Source organism: Corynebacterium sp. CCUG 51687 (assembly GCF_024453995.1).
Classification (GTDB): domain Bacteria; phylum Actinomycetota; class Actinomycetes; order Mycobacteriales; family Mycobacteriaceae; genus Corynebacterium; species Corynebacterium pseudogenitalium.
On the sequence record NZ_JAGPYT010000002.1, the window covers coordinates 137205 to 164005 of the forward strand.

Here is a 26801-nt window from a genome sequence, read left to right on the forward strand (position 1 = left end):
AGCGAAAAGACATCGAAGACATTGACCACGTGCGTATAGGACGGAAATCTAACGCACATCGACCCAGGTCAGGAGACCAATAGTGATTCAGAAGGAATCGCGCCTGAAGGTCGCCGACAACACCGGTGCACGTGAAATCCTGTGCATCCGTGTCCTCGGCGGATCCGTTCGGCGCTTCGCCGGCATCGGCGATACGATCGTCGCCACTGTGAAGGAAGCTGCCCCAGGCGGCAACGTTAAGGAAGGCGAAGTCGTTAAGGCTGTCATCGTTCGCGCGAAGAAGGAGACCCGTCGTCCGGACGGCTCCTACATTGCGTTCGACGAGAACGCTGCAGTGCTGATCAAGAACGACACCGAGCCACGCGGCACCCGTATCTTCGGCCCAGTTGCTCGCGAGCTGCGCGACAAGAAGTTCATGAAGATCGTTTCTCTCGCACCGGAGGTGATCTAGGGATGAAAATCAAAAAGGGCGATATGGTCCAGGTCATCTCTGGCAAGGATAAGGGCGCGCAGGGCAAGGTTATTGAGGCATACCCGAAGCGTCAGCGCGTTCTCGTTGAAGGCGTGAACCGCATGAAGAAGCACGTCGCGAACTCCTACAACGAGCGCGGCGCAGAGTCCGGCGGCATTGTCACCCAGGAAGCTCCGATCCACGTCTCCAACGTGATGGTCCTGGATTCCGACGGCAAGCCGACGCGCGTGGGCTACCGTTTCGACGAAAACGGCAAGAAGGTCCGCGTTGCAAAGTCGAACGGGAAGGACATCTAAGCATGGCTGAGAACTACACCCCTCGTCTGAAGACCCAGTACAAAGAGGACATCCGTACCAAGCTCAACGATGAGTTCAAGTACGACAACGTCATGCAGATCCCAGGTCTGACCAAGATTGTTGTCAACATGGGTGTCGGCGACGCTGCACGTGACTCCAAGGTCATCAACGGCGCACTCGAGGACCTCGCCGCGATCACCGGCCAGAAGCCACAGCTTCGCCGCGCGAAGAAGTCCATCGCTAACTTCAAGCTCCGTGAAGGCATGCCGATCGGCGCGAAGGTCACCCTCCGCGGCGACCGCATGTGGGAGTTCCTGGACCGCCTGCTGACGGTTGCTCTGCCACGTATTCGTGACTTCCGTGGCCTCAGCGACAAGCAGTTCGACGGTGCAGGCAACTACACCTTCGGCCTGACCGAACAGACGATGTTCTACGAAATCGACATCGACAAGATCGATCGCGTCCGCGGTATGGACATCACTGTCGTCACCACCGCAACGAACGACGACGAGGGCCGCGCACTCCTGCGCCACCTCGGCTTCCCGTTCGCTGACAAGGATGGCAAGATGCAGCGCGCATAACGCGTCACTGCTTTTCGACGAACACCCCTGCGACCCAACCACCGGGTTGCGGGGGTGTACGTCTTTTGGGGGAACCTGCAGAGCACACCCGAATAGTACGCATGTACTGTTTTTGGGAAACGTTCGATAGACTGACTCCTTGCAACAATCTCTCAGGTGAATTTGAGGAGGCCACGATGGCTTTGCAGGAAATGGTCCACGCAGGGGCCAAAAAGAAAGAGCAGCTTCTCGATAATGAGATGCCACGGTTTTTCGTCCGCGCGATTCTCGCCGGCATTTACCTGACCGCTGGTACGGCGTTCGCCGCGGTGGCGGGAAATGCGGTCAATGAATACGCACCGGGGCTCGGCTCGGTTGTGTTCGCCTTGCTGTTCGGGCTTGGCCTGTTCGCGATCGTCATCCTGAACGCGGAGCTTGCAACGGGCGACATGATGTTTGCGTCCTGGGCGGCGACGGACAAGGTGTTCAGCTGGGGCAAGGGTATTTGGCTCGTCGTTGTGGTGACGGTGGCGAACCTGATCGGTGCGATCATTTTCGCGGCTGTGATGAGCCAGTCGGCTAAGTTCGGCTCGATGGATAACAGCCACCTGATTGTCACTCTGGTCGAGGGCAAGTTGGCGAAGCCGTTCTTCGGCGCACTGCTTGAGGCGATCTTCGCGAACTTCATTGTCAACATGGCGATTGTTGGTGCGCTGCTGGCGAAGGAGTTCATCTCCAAGTTCGTCGTGATCCTGCCACTGATCGCTATCTTCGTTGGCCTGGGCCTCGAGCACGTTATTGCGAACTTCTCGCTGTTCTCCCTGGCGTTCCTGTCCAGCACGCCACCTGAGGGATTCACCGCCGCTGCAATCCTGAGCAACTGGGTTGCTGTGTGGATCGGCAACTTCATCGGCGGTGGCCTGTGCATCGGCGGTGTCTACGCTTGGTTGAACAAGACGAAGACGGTGTACAAGGACTAGTCGCTGAGCTCCCCGGAGTACAGATTGAAGCGCTCGCCGCGCACAAAGCCGGCGAGCGCCATTTTTGTTTTGCGGGCCAGCTCGACGGCGAGCGAGGATGCCGCCGAGACCGCCACCATTGCCGGGAAACCGGCCATTGCTGCTTTCTGCACAAGTTCGAATGACGCGCGGGAGCTGACAACCAGGATCAGGTCGCTGGCTGGCAGGAGCCCTTCGAGTAGTAGGTGGCCAATGACTTTGTCGGTCGCGTTGTGGCGGCCGATGTCCTCGCGGATTACTACAGGTTCGCCGTCAAAGGTAAACGCGCCGGCCGCGTGGATGCCGCCTGTCTTACGGAACTGCTTTTGGCCGGTTGCAAGGGCGTCGGGTAATCGCATCACCAGGTCCGGGTCCAAACGGACGGGAGTGATTGGCGCGGGCACCTTGCCCATGATGTCGTCGATCGACTGCGTGCCGCACACGCCGCATGCGCTCGTGGTAGTGGTCAGGCGAATGAACTGCGGTGCAGCGGGGGAGGCCGCGGGCCCGAGGTCGATGTCGAGCGTGTTGTACGTGTTTTCGCCGTTCGGCCCGACCGCACCCGCGCAGTAGCGCGCGGAACGAACGTCCTCTGCGCTGCTGATCAGTCCCTCCGCGAACATCCAGCCGTGTGCCAGCTCGACGTCGTGGCCGGGGGTCCGCATCGTGGTGGTCAACGTGTCGCCGGTGGCGCGGATCGCCAGCGGCTCTTCCACGGTGACGGTATCGGCGCGAGTATCGCGCGCGAAACCGCTGTCGGTGCGGGTGACTTTCGTGACGGCGAAGCGTCGATTAATCCTGCTCATACGTTTCCAGGAGCTTCGCTACCTTGGCAAGCGCCGCGCGCGTCGTTGCTGCGTCCGCATCAGTATCGCCCTGGAGCGCCGCACCGGTTGCGACGCCTACGACGAACGCCGTTGTCGGCGCCGCCGGGCGCGACGGGCCGTTGTGCGCGACGTCGGCGGTCATCTTCAGAATGTCGCCGACCAGCGAGCGCGTGAGATCCGGGGAAACGCCGAGCGTACGGGAGACCTCTTCGAGCCACTCGTGTGTTGATTGCAAACCTTCGTTGTTAGCCATGTGTGCCACCTTAGTCGTCGTTCTTGTTGATGAGCCACGCGCTCGCAGCCGTGACCATCGCTTCGGCGCCGCGGTCGAGTGTCGGCTGGAGGTCGGGCGCGAACGCTGCGTTGTGATTGCCCGGTGCATGCGGGTAGCTGGCGAAGCCGCCGAGGCCCCAGAACGTGTACGGCACGCCGAGCGCGTCCGGGATGATCGAGAAGTCCTCGCTGGCAGGGACCTGCGCCAACGTCTGTGCTTCGTCACCGAATCGCGTCTCGAAGGCGTTGCGTACCCGCTGCGTTACTGTGGCATCGTTGCTGGTGAGCGGGTAGGCGTCGTAGTACTCGAACTCAGGCGGCTGCGGGCTACGCGCTGCCTCGCACTCAGCGCGCACGATGCGTTCGATGGCCTCCTTGAGGTGCGCGCTCGTCGCCTCCGAATAGGCGCGGGTATTGATCAGCAGCTCCGCGCTATCCGGGATGACGTTGGATTTTGCTCCCGAATGGATCGCGCCGACCGTCAGCACCGCGGTTTCGGAAGCAGCAATCTCTCGGGAGACTACGGTGTGCAGCCTCGTCACAATTGTCGACGCCAACAAGACCGCATCGACGCCCATCTCAGGCATGGATCCGTGCGAACCCACTCCGTGTACCGTGACCTTCACCGAGAACGCCAGGGAGAGCACCGGGCCCGGCCGGGTCCCCACATGGCCCAATGGCAGCGTGCTGAGCACGTGTTGGCCCAAGTACACGTCGGGGTGGGGGATCGCGTCGGCGATACCGTGCTCAACCATCGAACGTGCGCCGGAGGCAGTTTCCTCGCCGGGCTGAAATACGCCTACCAGCGTGCCGGACCAGGCGTCGCGGCAACTGTTGAACGCGACGAGGGCCGCGAGCACCGAGCAAATATGGAAGTCGTGCCCACACGCGTGGGATACCGGCACCTCCTGCCCGGTCGCAGCATCGACTTGGGTTTGCGTGCAGGCGTAGTCCTTGCCGGAATCCTCCTTGATTGGGAGGCCGTCAGTATCACCACGCAGAGCGACGACGGGCCCGAGGCCGTTTTCGATGGTGGCGACGACGCCCGTTTCGCCCAGTACCGAATATGGGATCCCGGCTGCCTCGAGTTCCTGAACGATGCGCTGTGAGGTTTGGGTTTCCTGCATCGAGAGTTCAGCGTGTTGGTGGAACCAGCGGTAGAGCTCCTCGCGGTGCGTGCGGGTGGCGGAGAGGGCGTCGAAAAGTTCGTCGAGGTGCTTCATAGCACCGACTATACGGCGCAGCGACCGGGCCAACGTGACTTGTTTCTTGTATAGAGGGAGTGTAATGTGGCCAAACGGACTTGTGCACAGATGGTTGTCTGCGCGCAAAATCCGAGAGAACATTGTACATCCAACTTTGTTGCAGGCCCCCCGCCGAGAAGCGGACCGCGTGCAAGGGAGGCGGCGAGCGCCCCGCGTTATTGAGCGTGGGGAGCGTGAAGTAGCCCCCGACAGATCATGCGGAAAACGCGACCTAGCACGACATAGTCTTGCTGGTCAGGTGGGTAGGGAACCGCAACGAGAAAGGTAAACGGTCACATCTTATGACGATGACTGATCCAATCGCAGACATGCTGTCTCGCGTGCGCAACGCGTCGCACGCACAGCACGAGAGCGTGACAATGCCTTCCTCCAAGATCAAGGCAAACATCGCCGAGATCCTGAAGCAGGAAGGCTACATTGCTGATTACAAGGTTGAGGACGCCAAGGTTGGCAAGCAGCTGACCCTGGACCTCAAGTACGGCCCGACCCGTGAGGCTGCCATCGCTGGCCTGCGTCGCGTGTCCAAGCCTGGTCTGCGCGTGTACGCAAAGTCCAACGACCTGCCGCAGGTGCTGGGTGGTCTGGGTGTGGCGATCATCTCCACGTCCCAGGGTCTCCTCACTGACCGTCAGGCCCAGGAGAAGGGTGTAGGCGGAGAAGTTCTCGCCTACGTCTGGTAAAGGGAGGTTGAAAAGACTATGTCGCGTGTAGGTAATGCACCCATCGCCATCCCGAATGGTGTCGAAGTTAAAATTAACGGTCAGGTCGTAGAGGTCAAGGGCCCTAAGGGTTCCCTCAACTTCGAGCTGCCTGAGCCAATCACCGCTGCGGTTGAGGACAACGAGATTGTCGTCTCCCGTCCGGACGATCACCGTAAGCACCGTGCGCTGCACGGTCTGTCCCGTTCCATGGTCAACAACCTCGTTGTTGGCGTGACCGAGGGCTACAAGATCAACATGGAGATCTTCGGTGTCGGCTACCGTGTCCAGGCCAAGGGCAAGAACCTCGAGTTCTCGCTCGGCTACTCCCACCCGATCCTCATTGAGGCTCCGGAAGGGATCAGCTTCGCAGTCGATGGCAACACCAAGTTCTCCATCGAGGGCATTGACAAGCAGCAGGTTGGCCAGATCGCGGCTAACATCCGCCGCCTCCGTAAGGATGACCCATACAAGGGTAAGGGCATCCGCTACGAAGGTGAGCAGATTCGCCGCAAGGTCGGAAAGACGGGTAAGTAATCATGAGCAATTCTGCAGAGAACACCAAGCGCACCCCGGTCGGCAAGGATATTTCCTCCCGCCGCCGCGAGGCTCGTGCACGTCGCCACTTCCGTATCCGCAAGACGCTGCGCGGCACCCCGGAGACCCCACGTCTCGTTGTGCACCGCTCTTCGCGTCACATCCACGTCCAGCTGATCGACGATCTCGCTGGCCACACGCTCGCAGCGGCATCCTCCATCGAGGCTGACGTGCGCGCAATGGAAGGTGACAAGAAGGCAAAGGCAGCCAAGGTTGGCCAGCTGATCGCTGAGCGTGCCAAGGCTGCAGGCATCGAAGCTATCGTCTTCGACCGCGCAGGTTACAAGTACCACGGTCGCGTCGCAGCTCTTGCCGACGCCGCTCGTGAAGGTGGTCTGAAGTTCTAATGACCACCGCAATCATCACCATCAACGGAAGGATCGCGTAATGGCCGAACGTGAACGGCGTGACGGCGGACGCTCCGCCGACAACCAGAACAAGAAGAATGAGCGCAACAACCGCGGTGGCCGTGGCCGTCGCGATGATCGTCGCAACCAGAATGATGACCGCGACAAGTACATCGAGCGCGTCATCACCATCAACCGTGTCGCAAAGACCGTGAAGGGCGGACGCAACATGTCCTTCACCGCTCTCGTCGTCGTTGGCGACGGCAAGGGCATGGTCGGCGTTGGCTACGGCAAGGCAAAGGAAGTTCCTGCCGCTATCCAGAAGGGCGCAGAAGAAGCACGTAAGAACTTCTTCCGTGTCCCGATGATCGGTGGCACCATTCCTCACCCAGTCCAGGCAGAAGAGGCAGCAGGCATCGTTATGCTGCGCCCGGCTGCACCAGGTACCGGTGTTATCGCCGGTGGCGCAGTTCGCCCAGTGCTCGAGTGCGCTGGCGTCCAGGACATCCTTGCTAAGTCGATCGGTTCTGACAACGCTCTGAACGTTGTTCAGGCAACGGTTGCAGGTCTCAAGCAGCTCGTACGCCCTGAGGAAGTCGCTGCGAAGCGCGGCAAGGACCTCGAGGACGTCGCACCTGCTCGCATGCTGCGCGCACGCGCAGGACAGGAGGCGTAAGAACAATGGCTTTGAAGATCACATTGCACCACGGCAAGGTTGGCGAGAAGCCACTGACCCGTAAGAACCTCGAGGCTCTCGGTCTGCGCAAGATCGGCCAGTCCGTCATTAAGAAGGACAACGCCGCAACCCGTGGACAGATCCTGAAGGTTCGCCACCTCGTTACCGTCGAAGAAGTTGCAGGGGAGTAGAACAACATGGCTGAAATTATCAAGCTCCATGATCTGCGCCCAGCAAAGGGCGCTAACAAACCAAAGTTCCGCGTAGGTCGCGGTGAAGCAGGCAAGGGCGGCAAGACCGCTGGCCGTGGTACCAAGGGCACCAAGGCTCGCAAGCAGGTCTCCGCAGCATTCGAGGGTGGCCAGATGCCACTTCACATGCGCCTGCCGAAGCTCAAGGGCTTCAAGAACCCGAACCGCGTGGAGTACCAGGTAGTCAACGTTCAGGCGCTCGCAGAAGCGTTCCCGAACGGCGGCACCATCACCATCGACGACATCGTCGCAGCTGGCCTGGTTCGCAAGAACCACCCAGTCAAGGTGCTGGGCAACGGCGACATCAACGTCAAGTTGGACGTCACCGCTACCAAGTTCTCCAAGTCTGCGGTTGAGAAGATCGAGGCAGCCGGCGGGTCCACCACCCAGGCATAAGCCTTCATCTTCGCGCCACAGCGCAGAGAAAAGCTCCCCGCTCGTCAACGACGAGGTGGGGAGCTTTCGTATTAGAGGGTTTCGACGGCGGCCAGCACGCCCCGCGTAAGTCCAGGCAGCGCCCGGTAGATCGCGGTGTTCGCATGCTTTTCGACGCCCCCAAGCACCTGCTCAGCGAAGCGGGCGGGGTGCTCGGCAGTGAAGGAGCGAAGAACCGCCAGCGCTGCGGCTTGATCGGCCTCGGAGGACGCGTTGAGCGCCAGGGCGCACAGGTGGCTGATACAGCGGAACTCCAACCCGATGTGGTCCGGCGGGAGGTTATCGGCGCCGGGGTCAAAGCCAACCTGGTGGTAAACGGCGGCGACGGCCGCGGCGTCCTCATCCATGACGAGTCCGTCCTTGGAAAAGTACGGGGACTCGTACGGCTGGGCGAGCGGGGAGCTTACGCCGATGAACAGGTAGAGGTGGTCGCGCTGCAGCGCTTCGGCGGTGTCGCGCTCCGCTTCCAGCAGGGCGTTGATGGCGTGCTGCGAAGCGTCGTCCTCGAGCGGCCATGATTGCAGGAAGGAGGGGTCGGAGAGGGCGTCGAGAAGCGGGCCTTGCGGCTCGTCGAGGAAGAGCTGCCCCACGATGTCTGCTGCGATGTGGCAGCGTTCAACTAACTCTGTGTGCATCAGATTCCGATCCGGTCGACTGCGCCGTAGAACATGAAGCGGCCGAGCAGCTCCGCGATGACCACCAGGATGTACGCGACGGTGATCCACAGCATTGCGCTCGAGGTGGGGCGGCGGGTGCGGCCGCCAAACGCCAGGATGAGGCCCACGATGAACGCACCGACCAGCAGGAGCCCAATGCGGATGACGAATGCGGTCATGTTGAATTCAAACTGCGCCGGGTTCGGGCCCGCGGGGCGGCCGTAGTTGAACACCATCACGATGAAAATGAGCGGCACGACGACGGTCAGCGCGATGCCGATCCAGCGCAGCGAGGCGTGGATGAGGTCCCAGACCTCTTCCTTCTGGGCGTCGGTCTGGTCTTCGTTGCGCGCGGACGGGATGAGCTTCTTGATCAGCTCGGACTCTTCGAGCCAGTTGTACGCCGTGAGCGCGACCGCAATCGCGAGCAGACCTGTGACCGCGGCGGAGAGGTAGAACGCTGCCGGGGTAGTCCAGTGGTTCCACGATGGGATCGTGGGCAGCATGTAGAGGCGCGCCATGGTGGCGATGAACCCGATGCCGGCAATCGCGGTGATGACCGCGATGGTTGTGCGGGTGCCCACGGAGCCCCAGTCGAAGAACTGGCAGGCAGCGAACAGGAAGCCGAGCGCCGCGAAGATGCAGCCGCCCACGAGCTCCTGGGTGAGTCCGGAGGAACTGATGTGGCGCATCACGTTCAGCGCGTTGATCGGGTTGCCGAGGTGGAAGAACGCGAGGCAGAAGCCTGCGATCATGATTGGGCCGATTGCGTAGAGCGCCGGCACACAAATGCGGTTAATCGCGTTCGCGGAGTAGCGGGTGCGTCCCACCATTGTGATGACGCCGAGGACGAAGAACGCGCCGACCGCCATCTGCCCGAACGTGGTGAAAAACGTGAGGGGCCATTCGTGCATATTCATGAGTTAGACCTCTTCCGGGTTCATGATCTCGCCAGCATCCAACGCGTCCCAGCGCTTTGCGTCCTTGTGCGGCTTGATGGTCAGGCGTGGTTCGGTAAACGTTGGGTCCGGCAGCGGCGCGATGCCGGCGACGTCGCCGTGTTCCTTGCGCAGCTCGTCGATAGGGCCCCAGTCGAGCGCGCGCGACGGGCACGCGGCCACGCACGCGGGGTCTTTGCCCTCGGCGCGGTAGTCGGCGCACAGGTCGCACTTCGTCATGACGCCCTTTTCAGGGTTGAACTGTGGCGCGGAGTAGGGGCACGCCCACTCGCAGTAGCGGCAGCCCACGCACTTGTGCGGGTCGACGGAGACGACGCCGTCCTCGCCGATGTGCATCGCGGTGGTCGGACAGACCTTGGTACAGATCGGGTTGTCACAGTGGTTGCAGGACACCGATGTGTAGTAGGTGAACGTATTGGTGGTCAGCTCGCCGTCGGCGTTGCGGTTCCAGTCGCCGCCCGAGTACTCGACCACGCGGCGCCAGTTCACGCCGATCGGTGTGTTGTGCTTGTCCTTGCAGGCGATCTGGCAGGCTTTGCAGCCGTTGCACAAGGTCTGGTCGAAGAAGAAACCAAGGCGCTTGCTCGGCTTGTCGTTGTTGTTAGCCATGTTGTTGTTTCACTCCTTGGTGTTGTTATTTCGCTTTTTCAACCTGGCACAGCGCCGTGTGCTGCGCGTTGCCCTTGGCAAGAGGGGAGGGATGCCAGCTGGTCAGCGTATTGACGGATGCCCCTACGTCCACGCCGCCGTCCTTCGGGTTGAACCAGGAACCCTGCGGCACCGAGATGACACCCGGTGCGATTCGCGGGGTGACGCGGGCGATGGAGCGGATCCGGCCACGCTTGTTGTAGGCGTAGACGGGGTCGTCGTTCTTGATGCCGCGTTCCTTGGCGTCGATGGGGTTGATCCAGAGGACCTGCGGGTGGGCGTCGTCGCGCAGCCAATCGACGTTGCCGTAGGAGGAGTGGGTGCGGCCCTTGGTGTGGTGGCCGATGACCTGCAGCGGGTACTCCTTGTTCTCTGCGGCTTCCTCGGCGCCTTCCCAAGTTGCGACCTGCTCCGGCAGCGGTGTCAGCTTGTCGCCTGCGATGTTCGGGTCAAACTCCCACTCCTTCGACATTTCGTAGAGCTCGGAGGAGAAAATCTCGATCTTGCCGCTCGGGGTCTCCAGGGGGTTGGCCACTGGGTCCTCACGGAAGTCTTTCAGCGCGACCGTGGTTTCGCCTTCTCGACGCCACACACCCATCTTCTTGAGCTCCTCAAAGGATGGCAGCTCCGGAATCTCCTTGCGGGATTCGTCGAGGGTGTAGCGCAACCACTCTTCCTGGGTGCGGCCTTCGGTGAATTTGTCGCGCACACCGAAGCGTTCAGCGAGGTCGGCGACAACGTCGTAAATCGGCCGGCAGTCGTACAGCGGCTTGATCGCGCTGGAGGCCAGGATGGTGTACTCCAGGTTGCCCGCCGAGCCCTGCTGGATGATGTCGGTTTGCTCAGCGGTGGAGCAGTCCGGCAGAACGTAGTCCGCGTAGCGCGCGGACACCGTCATCTGGATGTCGCTGACGACGATGAGTTCGGCCTTGGAGTCGTCGCGAAGCAGCTCGACCGTGCGATTGAGATCGCCGTGCTGGTTCGTGTTGGTGTTGCCGGCGTATTGCCAGATCATCTTGATCGGGACGTCGAGTTTGTCTTTGCCACGCACGCCGTCCTTCGTCTTGGTCATTGCTGGGCCGTGGTCGACGGCCTGTGGCCACATTGCAACCGAGATCGAGGTCTCCACCGGGTTCTCGTACTGTGTGTTGAACGGGTACGTCATCGGCAAGCTTGCCGAGCCCTCGCGAGCGCCGGTGCCTCCACCAGGGATACCGATCTGCCCGAGCAGCGCTGCCAGCGTAAACACCGCGCGCGACTGGTTCTCGCCGTTCGCGTGGCGCTGCGGACCCCAGCCCTGGGTAATTGCGGTTGGTTTTGCGGTGCCCATCTCGCGGGCAAGCTGGCGGATCTTCTGCGCAGGCACCCCACAGATGCGAGCGGCCCACTCAGGAGTCTTTTCGACGCCATCTGGCCCCTTGCCCTCAATGTAGGAGCGGTACGAGCCGTTCTTCGGCGCGCCCTTCGGCATGTGGTCCTCGTCAAAGCCGACACAATACTTGTCCAGGAACGCTTGGTCGTGCAGGTTCTCGGAGAGCAGTACGTGCGCGATACCTGCCACGAGCGCTGCGTCGGTGCCCGGGCGGATCGGAACCCATTCGTCGCCAAGGCCGACTGCGGTCTCGGAGTAGCGCGGGTCGATCACGATGGTCTTCACGCCGTACTTGCGTTTCGTCTGCTGGGTGACGAACGTCTCGCCACCACCGGACATGCGGGTCTCAAGCGGGTTGTTGCCGAACATGACCTGCAGCTTGGAGTTCTTCACGTCGTCGAAGGAGTTCGACGTGACCCAGGAACCGTAGTGGTACGGGTAGGCTGCCGTGATCTGCGCGGTGGAGTAGTCGGCGTAGTGGTTCAGGTAGCCGCCGATGAGGTTCATAAACCGTGCGAAAGGAGTCTCGACAGGCGGCCAGGAGCGCGCGACGGTGCCGCCGATGGTCCCCGTGCCGTACGCGAGGTAGATCGACTCATTGCCGTATTTGTCCAGGATGCCCTTCATCTGGTCGGCGATTTCGTCGAGCGCCTGCTCCCAGGAGATTTCGATCCACTCGCCGTCGCCGCGCTTCGTGCCCGGCTTGCGCTTCAGCGGGGTCTTCAAGCGGTCCGGGTTGTAGATCCGGTGGCGGATCGAGCGTCCACGCACACATGCGCGGATCTGCTGCGAGCCGATGGAGTTGTCGCCGCCATCGTCGGGAAGGACGCGGGTGACGCGCCCGTCCTCAACTTGGAGGCGCAGTGGGCAGCGGGAGCCGCAGTTGACGGTGCAGGCGGACCAGACGAACTTCGGGTCGGTGCTTGTGCCTTCTGCGGCTTCGGCGACGCCGACACCTGGGGTGCCGCGCAGGAGCGTGCCAGAGACGGCCGTCGTCGCTACGGCTGCGCCTCCTACGAGGCCTGACCATTGGAGAAATTTACGCCGACTCACGGGAGTCGGCGTTGGTGTAGGTGCTGTGCTCATCGCTGTCCCTTCGAATGCGAGGATTTTCTACAGAAAAGTCGTGAATAAATGTAATATCAATTACCTATTTTTGAGTGTAGTGATTTTCAATCGAAAGTTGGAAACCCTCGCGGGGGTGCTGGCCGAATCGGGGGTTTGGCCTGCTAACTGGTAGAGTAGTGGGGTCAATCCTGTCTGGAGTGTCTCGTCAGCCCGCTACGGTGGTTGTGACGTGCACTTTTGGCAACCGTACTGTCCACTATCTCCTGCGTGAGTGCTGCAGGAGCCAGGAGGCTTTGTGTCCGCTATATTGCAAGCGTTCAAGGACCCGGATCTTCGGAAGAAGATTCTGATTACCCTTGCGTTGATGATTCTGTACCGCATTGGTGCCCAGATTCCGACGCCTGGTGTCGACTACGCGTTGATTAACTCCCGTCTGGAGGAAGTCGCTCAGGGTGACAACGCCACGATGTTCTCCATCATCGGGCTGTTCTCTGGTGGTGCGTTGCTGCAGTTGTCCATCTTCGCGATTGGCATCATGCCGTACATTACGGCGTCGATTATCGTGCAGCTGCTGACCGTGGTGATCCCGAAGTTCGAAGAGCTGAAGAAGGAAGGGCAGTCGGGCCAAACCAAGATGACGCAGTACACGCGTTACCTCACGGTTGCGCTGGCGCTGCTGCAGTCCGCAGGTATTGTGGCGCTGGCCGACCGTGAGCAGTTGCTCGGTCAAGGGATTCCGGTGCTTATTGAGGACCGCAACATCTGGACGCTCATCATGATGATCATCGTCATGACGTCGGGTGCAGTCCTGATTATGTGGCTCGGCGAGATCATCACTGAAAAGGGCGTCGGCAATGGTATGTCCCTGCTGATCTTCGCTGGTATTGCGACGAAGCTTCCGTCCGAGGGTGCCTACATCCTGAAGAACTCCGGCGCGGTTACCTTCGCCATGGTCGTTGCGGCGATCATTGCGTTGGTCGTTGGCATCATCTTCATCGAGCAGGGCCAGCGCCGCATTCCGGTGCAGTACGCGAAGCGCATGGTTGGGCGCCGTCAGTACGGCGGTTCCTCTACGTACCTGCCGCTCAAGGTCAACCAGGCTGGCGTTATTCCTGTGATTTTCGCTTCCTCACTGATGTACGTTCCTGTCTTGATCACGCAGATTGTGACCATGAACAACACGACCCCGCCGGACAACTGGTGGATGAACAACGTCATGGCGTGGCTGCAGAACCCAGGCTCCTGGCAGTACATCCTGGCGTACTTCGCCATGATCATCTTCTTCTCCTACTTCTACGTCTCTATCCAGTACGACCCGGTCGACCAGGCAGAGAACATGAAGAAGTACGGTGGCTTCATCCCAGGCATTCGTCCGGGTCGCCCAACCGCCGAGTACCTCGCGTTTGTGATGAACCGTCTCTTGTTCGTTGGCGCGCTCTACCTTGCACTCATCGCGATCCTGCCGAACCTGGCGCTCGACGCCGGCATTGGCGGCGCTGGCCGCGGTGGCATGAGTGCGTTCGGCGGTACGGCTATCCTGATTATGGTGTCCGTAGCATTGACTACGGTCAAGCAAATTGAATCCCAACTTCTCCAATCCAACTACGAAGGACTGTTGCGATAATGCGACTTGTACTACTTGGCCCTCCCGGCGCTGGCAAAGGCACTCAGGCAGCCATTCTCTCCGAGAAGCTCGGCGTTCCGCACATCTCCACCGGTGACCTGTTCCGTGCGAACATCGGCCAGGGCACCCCGCTTGGTGTCGAAGCGAAAAGCTACATCGATGCTGGCAAGCTTGTGCCGACCGATGTCACCGCACGCATGGTGGAAGACCGACTCAGCCAGGAAGATGCTGCGAACGGCTTCCTGCTCGACGGTTTCCCGCGCACCGTTGAGCAAGCAGAGATCCTGAAGGAGCTGCTGAGCAAGCAGGGCCTGAAGCTGGACGGCGTGCTCAACTTTGTTGTCGACGAAGACGTGGTGGTCGAGCGCATGCTCGCGCGTGGCCGCGCGGACGACAATGAGGAAACGATCCGCACCCGCCTCAAGGTCTACCGCGACGAAACCGCGCCGCTGATTGACCACTACGGCGACGAGATCATCTCCATCGACGCCGTTGGTGACGTTGATGAAATCAACGAGCGCGCGATGGCGCAGCTGAAGAAGTAACATACAGCGTCTATATAGGCGCAAGGGCCGGTAGGGACTCGACGAGTGCCTACCGGCCCTTTTACGCAGTAACTCTAGGAAGGAAGCGAATGATGGGGTTCCGGAAGCGCAAGATTGTCGCAAAGACACCTGAGCAGCTCGACGCGATGGAGAAGGCAGGCCGAATCGTCGGCTTGGCGCTGCAGGAGGTGCGGGCGGCGGCCGCCCCCGGCAAGTCGACGCTCGACTTAGACAAGGTCGCCGAGACTGTTATCCGTGATCACGGGGCCACGCCCACATTTTTGGGGTATCAGGGCTTTCCGGGGTCGATCTGTGCGTCAGTCAACGAGGTAGTCGTGCACGGAATTCCGAACAAAGAGACTGTGCTCCGCGAGGGAGACCTGGTCTCCATCGACTGTGGCGCGACCTTGCATGGTTGGGTAGGGGATTCCGCGTGGACGTTCGGTGTGGGTGAGCTCGAAGCGGACGTCGAAAAGTTGAACCAGGCAACCGAATGGGTGCTGCACGAGGGGCTGAAGGCGATGGTGCCGGGCAACCGGTTGACCGACGTGTCGCATGCACTCGAACGCGCGACGTACGCAGCAGAGGAGAAGTTCGGAGTGGAGCTCGGAATTGTGGACGGGTACGGCGGCCACGGGATCGGACGCACGATGCACGAGGATCCATACCTTGCCAACGAGGGAAAACCCGGGCGCGGCCCTGTGATCCAGGAGGGGTCGGTGTTGGCGATTGAGCCGATGCTGATCCTCGGCGGGGAGATCGACACGGAGGTGCTCGGTGACGACTGGACGGTCGTTTCCATCGACGGCGCCCCGGCATCGCACTGGGAGCACACGGTCGCCGCCACGGCTGACGGGCCGCGCATCCTCACTGTCCGCGAAGCGAAGTAAGCTATACTGCCCACATGCGTTATCAACCTCGACATGCGAAGCCATCCCAACTGAGCCGCAAGCTTGCCGGTTTGAGTGTTGGAATCGGCGTCGCCGCCTCCATGCTTGCCCAGCCAGCGATGGCGGAGGCGCAGCAGATGCCAGCGATGTCTTCGAATGGTGGACTGGGTGCCCTGCTTGAGCAGACGCAGTCTCAGCTCTCCAGCATCGGCTCCAGTACGCCCGACGCACGTGAGCGAGCATGGCAGACCCGCAACTCGCTGCGCGCGCAGGCCGACGGATTGGCGGCAATCAACAAGGACCTGCCAGCCCAGGCGAAGGCAAGCATCGATGCTACTGTCGAACGCTTCTACCCAGGTCTGATCGCCGAGAAGACTCCGAAGCCAGCGCCGAAACCAGCTGCACGCCCGGCGCCACCTGCACAACCCGCGTTCGATTACGGCCCATGTCCGAAGGATGCGAAGGTGTGTGTGGACACCGGCGGACGCCGTTCCTGGCTGCAGAATAACGGCCAGATGTACTACAAGGCTGACCTGATCGGTCCGGGCAGGCCTGGCCTTGATACGCCGAAGGGTACGTTCTACGTCAACCGCAAGGTGAAGGATGAGATCTCGTGGGAGTTCGGCAATGCGCCGATGCCGTACGCGACGTACTTCACCAACAACGGTATCGCGTTTCACCAGGGGGATCCGTCGATTCTCTCGCACGGCTGCGTTCGCATGTACCGCGCGGATGCCCAGCGTTACTTCCAGGATCTGGCTATCGGGGACAAAGTCTTCGTCTTCTAGCTGCTCCATTCTTTTCGACGCCCACCTGCGGACTTAGCTTCCCAGGTGGGCTTGTGTTTGTCCTGGTGAAGGGATATAGTTGACCACTGGTGTTTATGCACCACGTAGTACAAGTATGTTTTACGTCAGCTACCAGCGGAAACACTGTGCATCAATGAGAATCGCTGTGTTCCGTGAGCTATAGGAAGTGGAGTGTATGGCAAAAGAAGGCGCCATTGAGGTAGAGGGTCGCATCGTCGAACCTTTGAAGAATGCTATGTTCCGTGTCGAGCTCGACAACGGGCATGAGGTCCTTGCTCACATCAGTGGCAAGATGCGCCAGCACTACATCCGCATCCTTCCTGAAGACCGGGTCATCGTGGAGCTGTCTCCATACGACCTGGACCGTGGGCGTATTACGTACCGCTACAAGTAATTTCGTTTGAAGCCTCCTTACCCAGACGCGTGGCGTTGCTGCGCGTCGCTTACCTTTGGCTACGGTGGCCAAAGCCACGTGTATCACGGCCCATCCTCCGGTACGGTCCGGATAAAGAGTCGGTTGGCGTGGGCGGATAGGGAGAAAACCGCCGTAACAACCCGAAAGGTACGTTCCACATGGCACGTCTAGCTGGTGTTGATCTTCCGCGCAATAAGCGCATGGAGATCGCACTTACTTACATTTATGGCATCGGCGCAACCCGCGCCAAGGAGCTGCTCGAGAAGACGGGCATTTCTCCAGACCTGCGTACGGACAACCTGAGCGACGATCAGCTGTCCGCACTGCGTGACGCAATCGAGTCCTCCTACACCGTAGAGGGCGACCTGCGTCGTGAGGTGCAGGCAGACATCCGCCGCAAGATTGAAATCGGCTCCTACCAGGGCCTTCGTCACCGTCGTGGCCTGCCTGTTCGCGGGCAGCGCACCAAGACGAACGCTCGCACTCGTAAGGGCCCGAAGAAGACCATCGCAGGAAAGAAGAAGTAATCCATGCCTCCTAAGACTCGTTCCGGTGCGCGCCGTGGTGGCCGTCGCATCGTAAAGAAGAACGTGGCTGCTGGCCACGCATACATCAAGTCGACCTTTAACAACACCATCGTCTCGATCACCGATCAGACCGGTGCTGTGATCTCCTGGGCTTCCTCCGGCCACGTTGGCTTCAAGGGATCCCGCAAGTCCACGCCGTTCGCTGCTCAGATGGCAGCTGAGAACGCTGCTCGTAAGGCGATGGACCACGGTATGAAGAAGGTTGACGTTTTCGTCAAGGGTCCAGGCTCCGGCCGTGAGACCGCAATCCGTTCGCTCCAGGCTGCTGGCCTGGAGGTGTCCTCGATCTCTGACGTGACCCCACAGCCGTTCAACGGCTGCCGTCCGGCGAAGCGTCGTCGCGTTTAAGGCAGAAAGGAAAAGAGGTAATACATCATGGCTCGTTATACCGGCCCTGCTACCCGTAAGTCCCGTCGCCTCCGCGTCGATCTCGTCGGCGGTGACATGTCCTTCGAGCGTCGCCCGTACCCTCCAGGGCAGGCTGGCCGCGCTCGCATCAAGGAATCTGAGTACCTGCTCCAGCTCCAGGAGAAGCAGAAGGCTCGCTTCACCTACGGAGTGATGGAGAAGCAGTTCCGTCGCTACTACGAGGAGGCCAACCGCCTCCCAGGTAAGACCGGCGACAACCTGCTGATCCTGCTTGAGTCCCGTCTGGACAACGTTGTATACCGTGCAGGTCTGGCGCGCACGCGCCGCCAGGCACGTCAGCTTGTTTCCCACGGTCACTTCACCGTGAACGGCAAGCGTATCGACGTTCCTTCTTACAAGGTCACGCAGTACGACATCATCGATGTTCGTGACAAGTCCCGCAAGATGCTTTGGTTCGAAGAGGCCCAGGACAACCTGCTGGACGCCGTTGTTCCGGCATGGCTCCAGGTCGTTCCGGACACCCTGCGCATTCTCGTGCACCAGTTGCCGGAGCGCGCTCAGATCGAGGTGCCGCTGCAGGAGCAGCTCATCGTCGAGCTCTACTCGAAGTAAGCCCGCTTACTTCACCCCGCACTGCGTCGATACGTACGTATACAAGCGGTGCGATATCTTTCCAAAAGTCCATATTCTCGCGGCTTCATATAGTGGTAGCCGGAAAAGGAGAAGTTCATGCTCATCTCACAGCGTCCGCAGCTGACCGAGGAGTACATCGATACCAACCGCTCGAAGTTCATCATCGAGCCACTCGAGCCAGGTTTTGGTTACACGCTGGGTAACTCCCTGCGCCGTACGCTGCTGTCGTCCATTCCGGGCGCAGCGGTTACCTCGATCAAGATTGATGGTGTGCTCCATGAGTTCACCACCATCAACGGTGTGAAGGAAAACGTTTCCGAGATCATCCTCAACATCAAGGACATCGTGCTGTCGTCGGAGTCCGACGAGCCAGTCGTGATGTACCTGTCCGTTGAAGGCCCGGGAGTCGTTACCGCCGGCGACATTGAGACGCCAGCTGATGTTCAGATCCACAACCCGGATCTGCACATCGCTTCGCTCAATGAGCAGGCACGCCTTGAGATGGAGCTTGTCGTGGAGCGTGGCCGTGGCTACGTCCCAGCGATGCCGAACTCTGGTGGGGAAGCCGGCCGCATTCCGGTCGACCAGATCTACTCGCCAGTGACCCGTGTTGCCTACAAGGTTGAGGCAACCCGTGTTGAGCAGCGCACCGACTTCGACAAGCTGATCATCGACGTGGAGACGAAGAACTCCATGTCCGCTCGCGACGCGTTGGCTTCGGCCGGTTCCACCCTGGTGGAGCTGTTCGGCCTGGCACGTGAGCTGAACACGGCAGCAGAAGGCATCGAGATCGGCCCGTCCCCACAGGAGACGGAGTACATCGCGGCTTACAACCTGCCGATTGAGGATCTCAACTTCTCTGTCCGGTCCTACAACTGCTTGAAGCGCGAGGGCATCAACACCGTCGGCCAGCTGGCTGAGTGCTCTGAAACCGACCTGATGGATATCCGCAACTTTGGCGAGAAGTCCATCAATGAGGTCAAGATCAAGCTCGCCTCCATGAGCCTGACGCTGAAGGACGCTCCGGAAGATTTCGACCCGACCCAGATCGAAGGCTACGACGCCGAGACTGGTGACTACGTCGACGACACCGCGGAAGAAACCGAGTAAACCAAGAGCACGCGCTCACAATCCCATACGAGGAGTACGAAAATGCCTACCCCGAAGAAGGGTGCCCGTCTCGGAGGGTCCGCCGCCCACCAGAAGCACATTCTGTCTAACCTGGCGCAGTCCCTGTTCGAGCACGGCGCCATCACGACGACCGATGCAAAGGCGAAAGCACTTCGCCCATACGCTGAGAAGCTGATCACCAAGGCGAAGGGCGGTTCCCTGCAGGAACGCCGCGCTGTTGCTGCGAAGCTTCCGAACAAGCAGATCGTTGCATACCTGTTCAACGAGCTTGCACCGAAGTTCGAAAACCGCAACGGCGGCTACACCCGCCTGATCAAGGTTGCACCTCGCTCCGGCGACAACGCTCCAATGACCCAGATTTCCCTGGTTCTGGAGCCAGCTGAGGCGAAGGCTTCCAAGGAGGACTAATCCTCCGCTGAGTGAGCTTTTCTAGCTCAACCACATGAGACCCCGCGTCCACCTTCACGGTGTCGCGGGGTTTTCGCATTCTAAGAGCACGCGACCAGTTTGCTAGCCTGTAACGAATGAACACGATGCGGCTGCGTTTCGACATCGCCTATGACGGCACCGACTTCCACGGCTGGGCCCGGCAGAAGGGAGACCTGCGGACCGTCCAAGGAACCGTGGAGGACGCGCTCGCGCTTGTGCTGCGCCACCCCGTCGCCCTGACGGTCGCGGGCCGTACGGATGCGGGGGTCCACGCCCGTGGCCAGGTTGCGCACGCAGACATCGACCCGGCCGCGTTGCAGCAGCGCTCTCTTGACGGTGATCCTGCGCGCCTGGTGCGTCGCCTTGCCAAACTGCTACCGGACGACATCCGAGTGCAACAAGTCCGGGAGGTTGCCCCTGAGTTCGACGCTCGCTTCTCGGCGATGGCGCGTCACTACATCTACCGCGTTACTACCAACCCAGCGGGGGCGCTGCCGACACGGACGCGTGACACTGCAGTGTGGGCTCGCCCGGTCGACGTGCAGCTAATGCAGCAGGCCGCCGACGTGCTGCTCGGGCTGCACGACTTCGCGGCGTTCTGCAAGCCGCGACCGCACGCGACGACGATCCGCGACGTGCACAGCTTTCGCTGGGTGGACGCTTCCACGGAGGCGGAGCCGCAGCTCTACGAGGCACACATCAGTGCCGACGCGTTCTGTTGGAACATGGTGCGCGCACTGACCGCGACGTGCCTCACGGTCGGGCAGGGCAAGCGCGACCTGGCGTGGGCCACTGGACTGCTCGACGCCACTGAGCGGCGCGCCGACGTACCGTTAGCCCCCGCGAAGGGACTGACATTCGACCATGTTGTGTACCCACCAGAGCAGGAGTGGGAGGCACGAGCCAACACAACTCGTGATCGGCGTTCGCTCTGAGAGCGCAAAGCGATAAGATTTCACCAGTCTCAACGTCTTAGGTCTCGAAGGAGTACGCGTGGTCACTGCCGGGATGTTCATAGCAGCGGTACTTGTGTTTGTGCTGCCAGGATTCCTGGTCAACGTCATCTCCGGCATGCGTGTGCCGGCGTCGGTGGTGGCGTCGATACCCGTGAGCTTCGGCATTATTGGCTTCAGCGCCTGGTCTTGGGGCCTGACGTCGGCGAGATTTTCGCCGTGGACGTTCTCTGTGAGCGTGGTGTTTGTGATGTTGTGTGCTGCGGGGTGGCGCTACGTGTTTGCGCGCCGAGCCCGCGAGCGCTGGACTGGCACTGGGCAACTGTCGTGGCGTCGGGCGCTGCTGCCGGGGACTCCGCAGGAGCGGCGCGAAGGAAGCGTGGTTGACCCCGTCTGGGTGCTGCCGCTGCTTGGTGTGATTGCGGGGTCGGCGATGCTGATCAGTGACAAGCTGCGGTGGCTGCAGGGAACTCCGCTGGGTTTGGCCAATATCGTGCAGGGTTGGGATTCCCAGTGGCACGCCAATACTGTGCGCTTCATCATGGATGAGGGGATTGCGTCGCCAACGCGCATGGGGGAGCTGATGTACCAGGAGACGCACAGTTCGCTGTTGTATCCCTCGGGGTACCACGCGGGGGTTGCGTTGTTTGCCAAGACCGCTGGGATGGCACCGATCCCCGCGCTGAACGTGGCGCAGGCGATTGTGCCCTCGGTGGCGGCTTGCGTGTCCGTGGCGTGCCTGGTGTTTGCGTTTCTGCGGTCACGGGGGCTGACGGCGCAGATCGCGGCGGGGTTCGCGCCGCTGCTGGTGTACGGTGCGCCGCAGCTGATGTGGGTGTCGGATTTTGTTGGCATGTGGCCGTACATGATGGCAGTTGCGCTCACGGGCATTGTGATTTGGCAGTTCCTGGACGTGCCACGGCATCACAACTCGGCGTTTGCGGCGGCCATCGGGTTCTTCGGGGTGGTGGCGGTGCACCCGTCGCCGGTGACCACGATTGCGCTGGCGGTGGCCTTCGCTTGGTGCTTTTCGACGCTTCTTCGTCCCGTCCGTTCACGCCTCGTGGACACTGTCTGGTTAGCGGCCCCGGCGCTTGCCGGTGCGGTGCTGTTCCTGCCACAGATGTTTGCTGGTTCCGAGCAGGCGCAGGAGGTCGCGGGGTGGTCTACTCCGGAGGATGGCACGGCGCCAAATCCGTGGGCGCTCGCGATCACGATGGATACGCGCCACGTCACTGAGTACTTCCCGAACTACAACCCGACTGTGCTGCTGTGGCTCGCGCTCGTGGGGGCGGTGGCGCTTGTGGCGTGGCGTCGCCAGGTGTGGCCGGTGGCGTTCTACGTCCTGTCACTTGCGACGGTGGTGCAGGCAACCGCACCGCTTCCGCCGGTGCTGGACGTGGTGCCTTCGCTGGTTTCGGGGCTGCACTACAACACGGCGCACCGCCTGGTGTTGCCGGTGGTGATGTGCGTCATCGTCGCGGCGGCCATAGGGGCCTCGGTGATGATTCGGATGCTGACGTTGGCGCCGGTTGCCGCGCGTGAGGGCACGGTGGTGGCGAAGGGGGCGTCGACAATTGGGGCGGTGCTCGTGTCCCTCGTGGTGGCTGCGAGTACTGCGACCGCCGTGTACGCGAATGCAGCTCAATCGGCGGAGGGCATTTACACCGCTCCGCGCGTTGGCGGTCGAATGGTCAACGATGACGACCTGGCTGCGTTCGACTGGCTCGCGACGCAGCCTGCGGCGTGGGAAGGCGTGACCTACGGCGAGCCCGCAGACGGTCATTCGTGGATCTACGCCTACAACGGCGTGCCGACGCTCTCACGGCACTACCTGTGGCCGGCGAAGACACGAGGCGACGACACCGCAACTGCGCTGTTCGACGTAGAGATGCTCGGGCGTGGCGTGCTCGGTGACGCGACGGCAAAGAATGCAGTAGACCGGGCCGTTGAGCGGCTGAACATCAAGTTCTACATCGCATCGCCGCCGTCGTTTTGGGCGCAGCAGCCACCTCGCGTGAACCTGAATAATGGCACCGCCAACAGCGCCCTGACCCCCGTGTACGTGAAGGGAGACACGGTGATCTTCGCGGTGAACGAGGCGTTTACGCGCGCCGAGCTCGCGGAGATGCAGCACGATGCCGTCAAGCACGGCTCGGAACCGCTGGAGCTTTGGTAGTGTAAGGCAGCGTTATTGGTTATTGGGGGATACAACATCGGGGGTATACATGTCGCAGCGATTGTTGCCAACAACGCGACCGCAGGTGTCGGGGCACCGGTTCATGCAGCGTCGTGTGGAGCACGGCCTGATCTACGGCGATATCCGGATGATCCATGACCCGCTGGCGGCGCGGCGCCGCGCGGGGATCTTCGGGGCGGTCGGGGTGGTGCTGATCGCCGCGGTGATGGGGCTATTCGCCTGGATGAGCCCGAACCCGCACCCCGGCGAAGCCCCGATCGTGCGAGCTACTGACGGCGACCTGTTCGTGCGTGTCGACGGCACGCTGCACCCCGTGACGAATCTGACCTCTGCTCGGCTTATCGCCGGGGAGGCCGCCGAGCCTGCCCGCGCCGGTGGGGACTACTTGGCCACGGTGCCGCGCGGCCTGCCAGTGGGCATCGTCGCGGCTCCTGGGATGTTTGCCCCTGAGGCCACGGAGGCGCATGCCTGGTCCGCGTGCAACACCGAGGGCAAGGTCACGGTGGTCGCGGGTCAGGCGCCTGCGCCGCTACCGAGGGGTACGGCGGTGCTGGCGGTGGCGGATCACCGTGAGTGGGTCGTCGACGCGCACGGCCGTAGGCAGCTGCCGCCATCCACCACGCCGGAGGGGCGCATCATGCGTCGCGCCCTAGGCATCGACGGCACGACGCCGCGCTGGTCGCCGCCGAACGCGATGCTCGGCGCCCTGCGCGAGGGACCAGCGTTCACGCTGCCGCCGCGCCTCCCAGAGGTACTGCGCACCCCGGAGACTACCTGGGTGCTCACGGAGCACGGCGGTGTGCAGCAAGTCTCTGACACGGCCGCCCAAGTGCTTCTCGACGCCGGCGCCGCCTCCCGCGACGTCAACCGCGCAGACATCGCGCATTACCCGGACGCGCAGCCGCCACTGGACCTGCGCATCCCGCACGAGGCTCCGCGCTGGGTGCAACCCACACAGGATACGGTGTGCGTGAACGACAAACGTGGCGCAGCCACCTGGCCGAAGGACGCCGGTGGCGTGCTCGAAGGAGCGATTGCGCTGGCGGGGACGGGCACCGCGACCCACTTCGCGGGACTGCGCGAGGGTGCCGTCGGCGTGGATACAGGGCAAGGCCTGCTCGTGGTGTCGCCGGAGGGCTCCCGCCACGAGGTCGCCGGGCGGGACACGCTGGAGCTGATCGGCGTGCGCCACACCGAGGAAGCGCCGTGGCAGATCGTGGCGCTGCTGCCGAGTGGAGCTCCGCTCGAGCGGTCGGTGGCGCTGAAACCGGTGGCGTCTTAGAGCCCGCGGCGTCCGCGGCCCCCACGGAGGGAACGCGCCACGATCGTCAGCGCGATGCATGCCAAGAGCCCACCGAGCGCCAGCCCGGCGCGCCGGGCCGCAAAGGATGTGGTGGGCAGCGGTGCGTCGATGGTGGTGACGGTTGCCTCGCGCGGTGGCGTGGGTGGGAGCTGCGTGACGATGTCTTCTGGGCGCAGCGCCCCGCCGTTGGGTTCCGCGGCGGCGTAGACGATCTCACGCACTTGTTGCGGTGAGAGGTGTGGATAGCGCTCGAGGAGGAGGGCGATGGCGCCACTGACGACGGGTGCGGCGAAGCTGGTGCCCACGTAGGGCTGCACGGTTGGTGTGCCGTCGGGTTGGAGCTCGCCGGTGATGCCGGTGGCGAACCCTGCGCCGTCGGACGCGAGGACCACGGGTGTGGTGCCGCGGGCGGAGAGCGGCGGCTTTGGGGACGCGATGGAGTAGTCGGCGACAGTGTGGGCGTCCTCGCGTGCGCCGACGGCAAGGACCGTGGGCATGTGCGCGGGGAAGACGGCGAAACCGTGGGCGCATTCGTTGGTGGCGTTGCCGGCGGCGGCCACGACGACGGCACCGGAGGTTTCGGCGCGGTGGAGCGCGGCCTCCAGCTCGCGGGTGTTCAGGCTTGCGGCGAGGTAAGGCGGCAAGCAGGAGACGATTGAGATGTTGATGACGCGTGCGCGTTCGTCGACGGCGTTGTTGATGGCGTCAGTGAGGGTGGCGAGTGATCCCGCGGCCTGCTCTTCGCGGTAGTGCGCGGAGGTTTGCCGGATTGAGATGAGGTGCGCTGTGGGCGCGATGCCGAGGTCGCGGCTGGCGATGATGCCGGCGACGATGGTGCCGTGGCTGTCGCAGTCGAAGAACGGATCGGGGTCGTCGGGTGTGACGAAGTCTCGGCCGGGTGTGACCGGCGGCAGTTGCGGGTGCCGCGCGATGCCGGTGTCGATGACGGCGACGCGCACCCCGCGTCCACTCGCGTGGCTGCGGGACGCGGCGACGGATGGGTCAAGCTCCGGTGGCGTGTTTCGGTCTAGTTGCAGGTGCGCAGGGCGGGCACACGCGTAGTCCTGGGCCTGCGCCGGTGGGGCCGGGATCGAGATTGGCAGCGTCGTTCCAACGGCGAGCGGGACGCAGAGGGTGACGAAGAGGCGTCGAGAAGCAGTGGTGCGCATGGGCTTAGAGCCCCCGGATGAGGTCGAACAGCCCGGTGAGGTGCACCGCGAGTGGGATGACTGCGATGATGGCGGCGGCTTCGGCGCGCTCGAACCACACCACCGTGGTTGGCTCGAGGTCAGGCACGCGGCGTGACCAGATGACGGCGGTAGCGCACACAATGGCGATGCAGCCTGCGGCCACGAGGAACGCTGGGTGCGGGCTTGGCTCGTATACGGTGGCGAGCACCACGGCGCCGAGCGCGCCGAGGGCCAGCGCCGTCAGTGCTATTCGCGGGGTGGGGTAGTGGTGGCGCACCGCGTGGATGAGTAGCGCGCCAGCCATGCAACCGGCGAGTGCGACGCGCCAGCCCAGTGCGGCGTCCATCGTGGCAATGCCGTAGAGCGCTGGTAAGCAGCAGGTGGTCACGGCACATGCAATCGCGGCAGATACGGTCAGCGCGGTGAGGCTGCGTGTATCGACGTCATGCTGGTACACATCCGAGCGATCAAATTCCTCGCCAGCGGTGGGGATGCGTGGCGCCTTCAAGCCCGCGGCGGCCGTGGCGATATGGGGCGTGAGCATGACCAGCAGCAACCCGAGCAGCACGACCACCGCCGCCCCCGCGTGGTGCTGTGGCAACCACGCACCGAGCGAGGCCGCGGCAAGGAGCAGCGCGCACACCGCCGCGAAGGTCGCGACGGCCGCACCACACAGTCTGAGCATCGCGCCGATGACTACGCAGGACACGGCGGTGATCGCGGCGGCTAGCATCCCGATTGCCGTATCGCTCGACCCGTCCCATGTAGCCGGAGGCCCAGCCACCCAGGCGCCGACTGCGAAGGGAGCCGCGCACAGAAACGCCACGTAAACCGCGCTGCTTCGCGCCGCGAGCGACAACACCAGCGCCGCCGCAGCAGCAAGGCCCGCGCCGAACGCCACTCCGCCGACCGTGCCAGCCACCGCTGCAATGCACAGCAGGCCCAGCATCGTCGCGCCGATGTGTAGGCCACGCACGTCGCGGGCAGAGGCCGCGGCCGCACTCAGGGAATGGGCCGCGTCGCGGATCACGGGAGGCGTCGCCTGCTCCTGTGGGCGCATCACCACCGTCGCGCCGTTTCGCATCTTGAGCTGGTACAACGGCATGTGTCCGTCCAGTGGGATGCCAGCTACGTTGGTGAACTCCCAAGGGCGGTGCAGCTGCGGCAGTTCCACGAAGCGCGCGATTTCGGGTATCAGCTCGTAGAGCGACGAGGACGTCGGCAAACTGAGATCGATATCGCGGTGAAGCGAAGCGACGTCGATACGAATGGTGACGTGCACGATGTGATGCGTTGCAGAAACTGCCACGATGAATCCCCCCGGA

General features: G+C 62.2%; 31 protein-coding genes and 1 pseudogene. 23 read left to right on the plus strand and 9 right to left on the minus strand.

Annotation, left to right across the window (positions count from 1 at the left end):
- The first annotated feature begins 82 nt into the window (after positions 1–82).
- From rplN to KBX13_RS02775, 4 genes are all read left to right on the plus strand, one after another.
- Entirely contained in the window at positions 83–451 is a 369-nt protein-coding gene (gene rplN / locus KBX13_RS02760) for a 50S ribosomal protein L14 (RefSeq protein ID WP_070363083.1), read from the plus strand.
- Positions 452–453: 2 nt separating this feature from the next.
- Complete coding sequence (rplX, locus tag KBX13_RS02765; protein ID WP_070363082.1) at positions 454–768, plus strand: 50S ribosomal protein L24; 315 nt, start codon at positions 454–456, stop codon at positions 766–768.
- Positions 769–770: 2 nt separating this feature from the next.
- Positions 771–1349, plus strand: coding sequence for a 50S ribosomal protein L5 (gene rplE, locus KBX13_RS02770; protein ID WP_070363081.1), 579 nt, complete (start codon positions 771–773; stop codon positions 1347–1349).
- Between the two features lie 176 nt (positions 1350–1525).
- The gene (locus tag KBX13_RS02775; protein WP_070363080.1) at positions 1526–2308 is read left to right on the plus strand and encodes a formate/nitrite transporter family protein; all 783 of its coding nucleotides are present in this window, start codon (positions 1526–1528) and stop codon (positions 2306–2308) included.
- Here the strand turns inward: KBX13_RS02775 and fdhD are convergent.
- The 3 genes from fdhD to KBX13_RS02790 are packed head-to-tail and all read right to left on the minus strand — an operon-like array spanning position 2305 to position 4649.
- Complete coding sequence (fdhD, locus tag KBX13_RS02780; protein ID WP_070975799.1) at positions 2305–3132, minus strand: formate dehydrogenase accessory sulfurtransferase FdhD; 828 nt, start codon at positions 3130–3132, stop codon at positions 2305–2307. The genes KBX13_RS02775 and fdhD overlap by 4 nt on opposite strands.
- Positions 3119–3406, minus strand: coding sequence for a DUF6457 domain-containing protein (locus KBX13_RS02785; RefSeq protein ID WP_070976034.1), 288 nt, complete (start codon positions 3404–3406; stop codon positions 3119–3121). The genes fdhD and KBX13_RS02785 overlap by 14 nt, the downstream gene beginning before the upstream one ends.
- Positions 3407–3416: 10 nt before the next feature.
- Positions 3417–4649 (minus strand): amidohydrolase, encoded by a 1233-nt coding sequence (locus KBX13_RS02790; protein WP_256020618.1) that lies wholly within the window; start codon positions 4647–4649, stop codon positions 3417–3419.
- Between the two features lie 323 nt (positions 4650–4972).
- Between KBX13_RS02790 and rpsH the strand changes: the two genes are divergently transcribed.
- Genes rpsH through rplO form a run of 6 tightly spaced genes read left to right on the plus strand, consistent with a single transcriptional unit; the run spans position 4973 to position 7656 of the window.
- Positions 4973–5371, plus strand: a complete 399-nt coding sequence (gene rpsH, locus KBX13_RS02795) for a 30S ribosomal protein S8 (RefSeq protein ID WP_070363078.1) — start codon at positions 4973–4975, stop codon at positions 5369–5371.
- A gap of 18 nt (positions 5372–5389) precedes the next feature.
- Positions 5390–5926, plus strand: a complete 537-nt coding sequence (gene rplF / locus KBX13_RS02800; RefSeq protein ID WP_070477559.1) for a 50S ribosomal protein L6 — start codon at positions 5390–5392, stop codon at positions 5924–5926.
- Between the two features lie 2 nt (positions 5927–5928).
- Positions 5929–6333 (plus strand): 50S ribosomal protein L18, encoded by a 405-nt coding sequence (rplR, locus tag KBX13_RS02805; RefSeq protein ID WP_070363076.1) that lies wholly within the window; start codon positions 5929–5931, stop codon positions 6331–6333.
- Between the two features lie 40 nt (positions 6334–6373).
- Positions 6374–7009, plus strand: a complete 636-nt coding sequence (gene rpsE / locus KBX13_RS02810) for a 30S ribosomal protein S5 (protein WP_070363075.1) — start codon at positions 6374–6376, stop codon at positions 7007–7009.
- A gap of 5 nt (positions 7010–7014) precedes the next feature.
- Positions 7015–7200, plus strand: coding sequence for a 50S ribosomal protein L30 (gene rpmD, locus KBX13_RS02815; protein WP_070363074.1), 186 nt, complete (start codon positions 7015–7017; stop codon positions 7198–7200).
- A gap of 6 nt (positions 7201–7206) precedes the next feature.
- Positions 7207–7656 (plus strand): 50S ribosomal protein L15, encoded by a 450-nt coding sequence (gene rplO, locus KBX13_RS02820; protein WP_070363073.1) that lies wholly within the window; start codon positions 7207–7209, stop codon positions 7654–7656.
- Positions 7657–7727: 71 nt separating this feature from the next.
- Here rplO and KBX13_RS02825 read toward each other — a convergent pair whose 3' ends face one another.
- From KBX13_RS02825 to KBX13_RS02840, 4 genes are read right to left on the minus strand one after another with little or no spacing between them, the layout of a single operon-like run.
- Complete coding sequence (locus tag KBX13_RS02825) at positions 7728–8330, minus strand: molecular chaperone (protein ID WP_256020619.1); 603 nt, start codon at positions 8328–8330, stop codon at positions 7728–7730.
- Positions 8330–9271 carry a DmsC/YnfH family molybdoenzyme membrane anchor subunit gene (locus tag KBX13_RS02830; RefSeq protein WP_256020621.1) on the minus strand — a complete coding sequence of 314 codons (942 nt, stop codon included), beginning with the start codon at positions 9269–9271 and terminating at the stop codon, positions 8330–8332. The genes KBX13_RS02825 and KBX13_RS02830 overlap by 1 nt, the downstream gene beginning before the upstream one ends.
- Positions 9272–9274: 3 nt before the next feature.
- Entirely contained in the window at positions 9275–9919 is a 645-nt protein-coding gene (locus KBX13_RS02835) for a DMSO/selenate family reductase complex B subunit (RefSeq protein WP_070363070.1), read from the minus strand.
- 25 nt (positions 9920–9944) lie between these two features.
- On the minus strand, positions 9945–12416 hold the full coding sequence (locus KBX13_RS02840; RefSeq protein WP_256020623.1) for a DMSO/selenate family reductase complex A subunit: 2472 nt from the start codon (positions 12414–12416) through the stop codon (positions 9945–9947).
- 277 nt (positions 12417–12693) lie between these two features.
- Between KBX13_RS02840 and secY the strand changes: the two genes are divergently transcribed.
- The 13 genes and pseudogenes from secY (at position 12694) to eccB (ending at position 24265) form a co-directional block, all read left to right on the plus strand.
- A complete protein-coding gene (secY, locus tag KBX13_RS02845; protein WP_070477568.1) occupies positions 12694–14022 on the plus strand; it encodes a preprotein translocase subunit SecY in 1329 nt (442 codons plus the stop codon).
- A complete protein-coding gene (locus KBX13_RS02850; RefSeq protein ID WP_070363068.1) occupies positions 14022–14567 on the plus strand; it encodes an adenylate kinase in 546 nt (181 codons plus the stop codon). The genes secY and KBX13_RS02850 overlap by 1 nt, the downstream gene beginning before the upstream one ends.
- Positions 14568–14659: 92 nt before the next feature.
- Positions 14660–15457 carry a type I methionyl aminopeptidase gene (gene map / locus KBX13_RS02855; protein ID WP_070477786.1) on the plus strand — a complete coding sequence of 266 codons (798 nt, stop codon included), beginning with the start codon at positions 14660–14662 and terminating at the stop codon, positions 15455–15457.
- 14 nt (positions 15458–15471) lie between these two features.
- Positions 15472–16245, plus strand: a complete 774-nt coding sequence (locus KBX13_RS02860; protein ID WP_256020624.1) for a L,D-transpeptidase — start codon at positions 15472–15474, stop codon at positions 16243–16245.
- 196 nt (positions 16246–16441) lie between these two features.
- The gene (gene infA, locus KBX13_RS02865; RefSeq protein WP_018017508.1) at positions 16442–16660 is read left to right on the plus strand and encodes a translation initiation factor IF-1; all 219 of its coding nucleotides are present in this window, start codon (positions 16442–16444) and stop codon (positions 16658–16660) included.
- 179 nt (positions 16661–16839) lie between these two features.
- On the plus strand, positions 16840–17208 hold the full coding sequence (gene rpsM / locus KBX13_RS02870; protein WP_070477572.1) for a 30S ribosomal protein S13: 369 nt from the start codon (positions 16840–16842) through the stop codon (positions 17206–17208).
- Between the two features lie 3 nt (positions 17209–17211).
- On the plus strand, positions 17212–17616 hold the full coding sequence (gene rpsK / locus KBX13_RS02875; RefSeq protein WP_070363064.1) for a 30S ribosomal protein S11: 405 nt from the start codon (positions 17212–17214) through the stop codon (positions 17614–17616).
- Between the two features lie 27 nt (positions 17617–17643).
- Positions 17644–18249 carry a 30S ribosomal protein S4 gene (gene rpsD, locus KBX13_RS02880; RefSeq protein WP_070363063.1) on the plus strand — a complete coding sequence of 202 codons (606 nt, stop codon included), beginning with the start codon at positions 17644–17646 and terminating at the stop codon, positions 18247–18249.
- A 117-nt stretch (positions 18250–18366) separates the two neighbouring features.
- Positions 18367–19380: a DNA-directed RNA polymerase subunit alpha gene (locus KBX13_RS02885; protein WP_070363062.1), complete on the plus strand. Its 1014-nt coding sequence runs from the start codon at positions 18367–18369 to the stop codon at positions 19378–19380.
- A gap of 42 nt (positions 19381–19422) precedes the next feature.
- Positions 19423–19803: pseudogene (gene rplQ, locus KBX13_RS02890) on the plus strand (50S ribosomal protein L17); the annotation flags it as partial.
- 122 nt (positions 19804–19925) lie between these two features.
- Positions 19926–20765: a tRNA pseudouridine(38-40) synthase TruA gene (gene truA, locus KBX13_RS02895; RefSeq protein ID WP_070363061.1), complete on the plus strand. Its 840-nt coding sequence runs from the start codon at positions 19926–19928 to the stop codon at positions 20763–20765.
- A 58-nt stretch (positions 20766–20823) separates the two neighbouring features.
- Positions 20824–22962: a DUF6541 family protein gene (locus KBX13_RS02900; protein ID WP_256020626.1), complete on the plus strand. Its 2139-nt coding sequence runs from the start codon at positions 20824–20826 to the stop codon at positions 22960–22962.
- A 49-nt stretch (positions 22963–23011) separates the two neighbouring features.
- The gene (eccB, locus tag KBX13_RS02905) at positions 23012–24265 is read left to right on the plus strand and encodes a type VII secretion protein EccB (protein ID WP_256020628.1); all 1254 of its coding nucleotides are present in this window, start codon (positions 23012–23014) and stop codon (positions 24263–24265) included.
- Here eccB and KBX13_RS02910 read toward each other — a convergent pair.
- Together KBX13_RS02910 and eccD are read right to left on the minus strand one after the other, a co-directional pair.
- Positions 24262–25455 (minus strand): S8 family serine peptidase, encoded by a 1194-nt coding sequence (locus KBX13_RS02910; RefSeq protein WP_256020629.1) that lies wholly within the window; start codon positions 25453–25455, stop codon positions 24262–24264. The two genes, eccB and KBX13_RS02910, sit on opposite strands and share 4 nt — an antisense overlap.
- Positions 25456–25459: 4 nt before the next feature.
- Entirely contained in the window at positions 25460–26785 is a 1326-nt protein-coding gene (eccD, locus tag KBX13_RS02915; RefSeq protein ID WP_256020631.1) for a type VII secretion integral membrane protein EccD, read from the minus strand.
- Positions 26786–26801 lie beyond the last annotated feature (16 nt).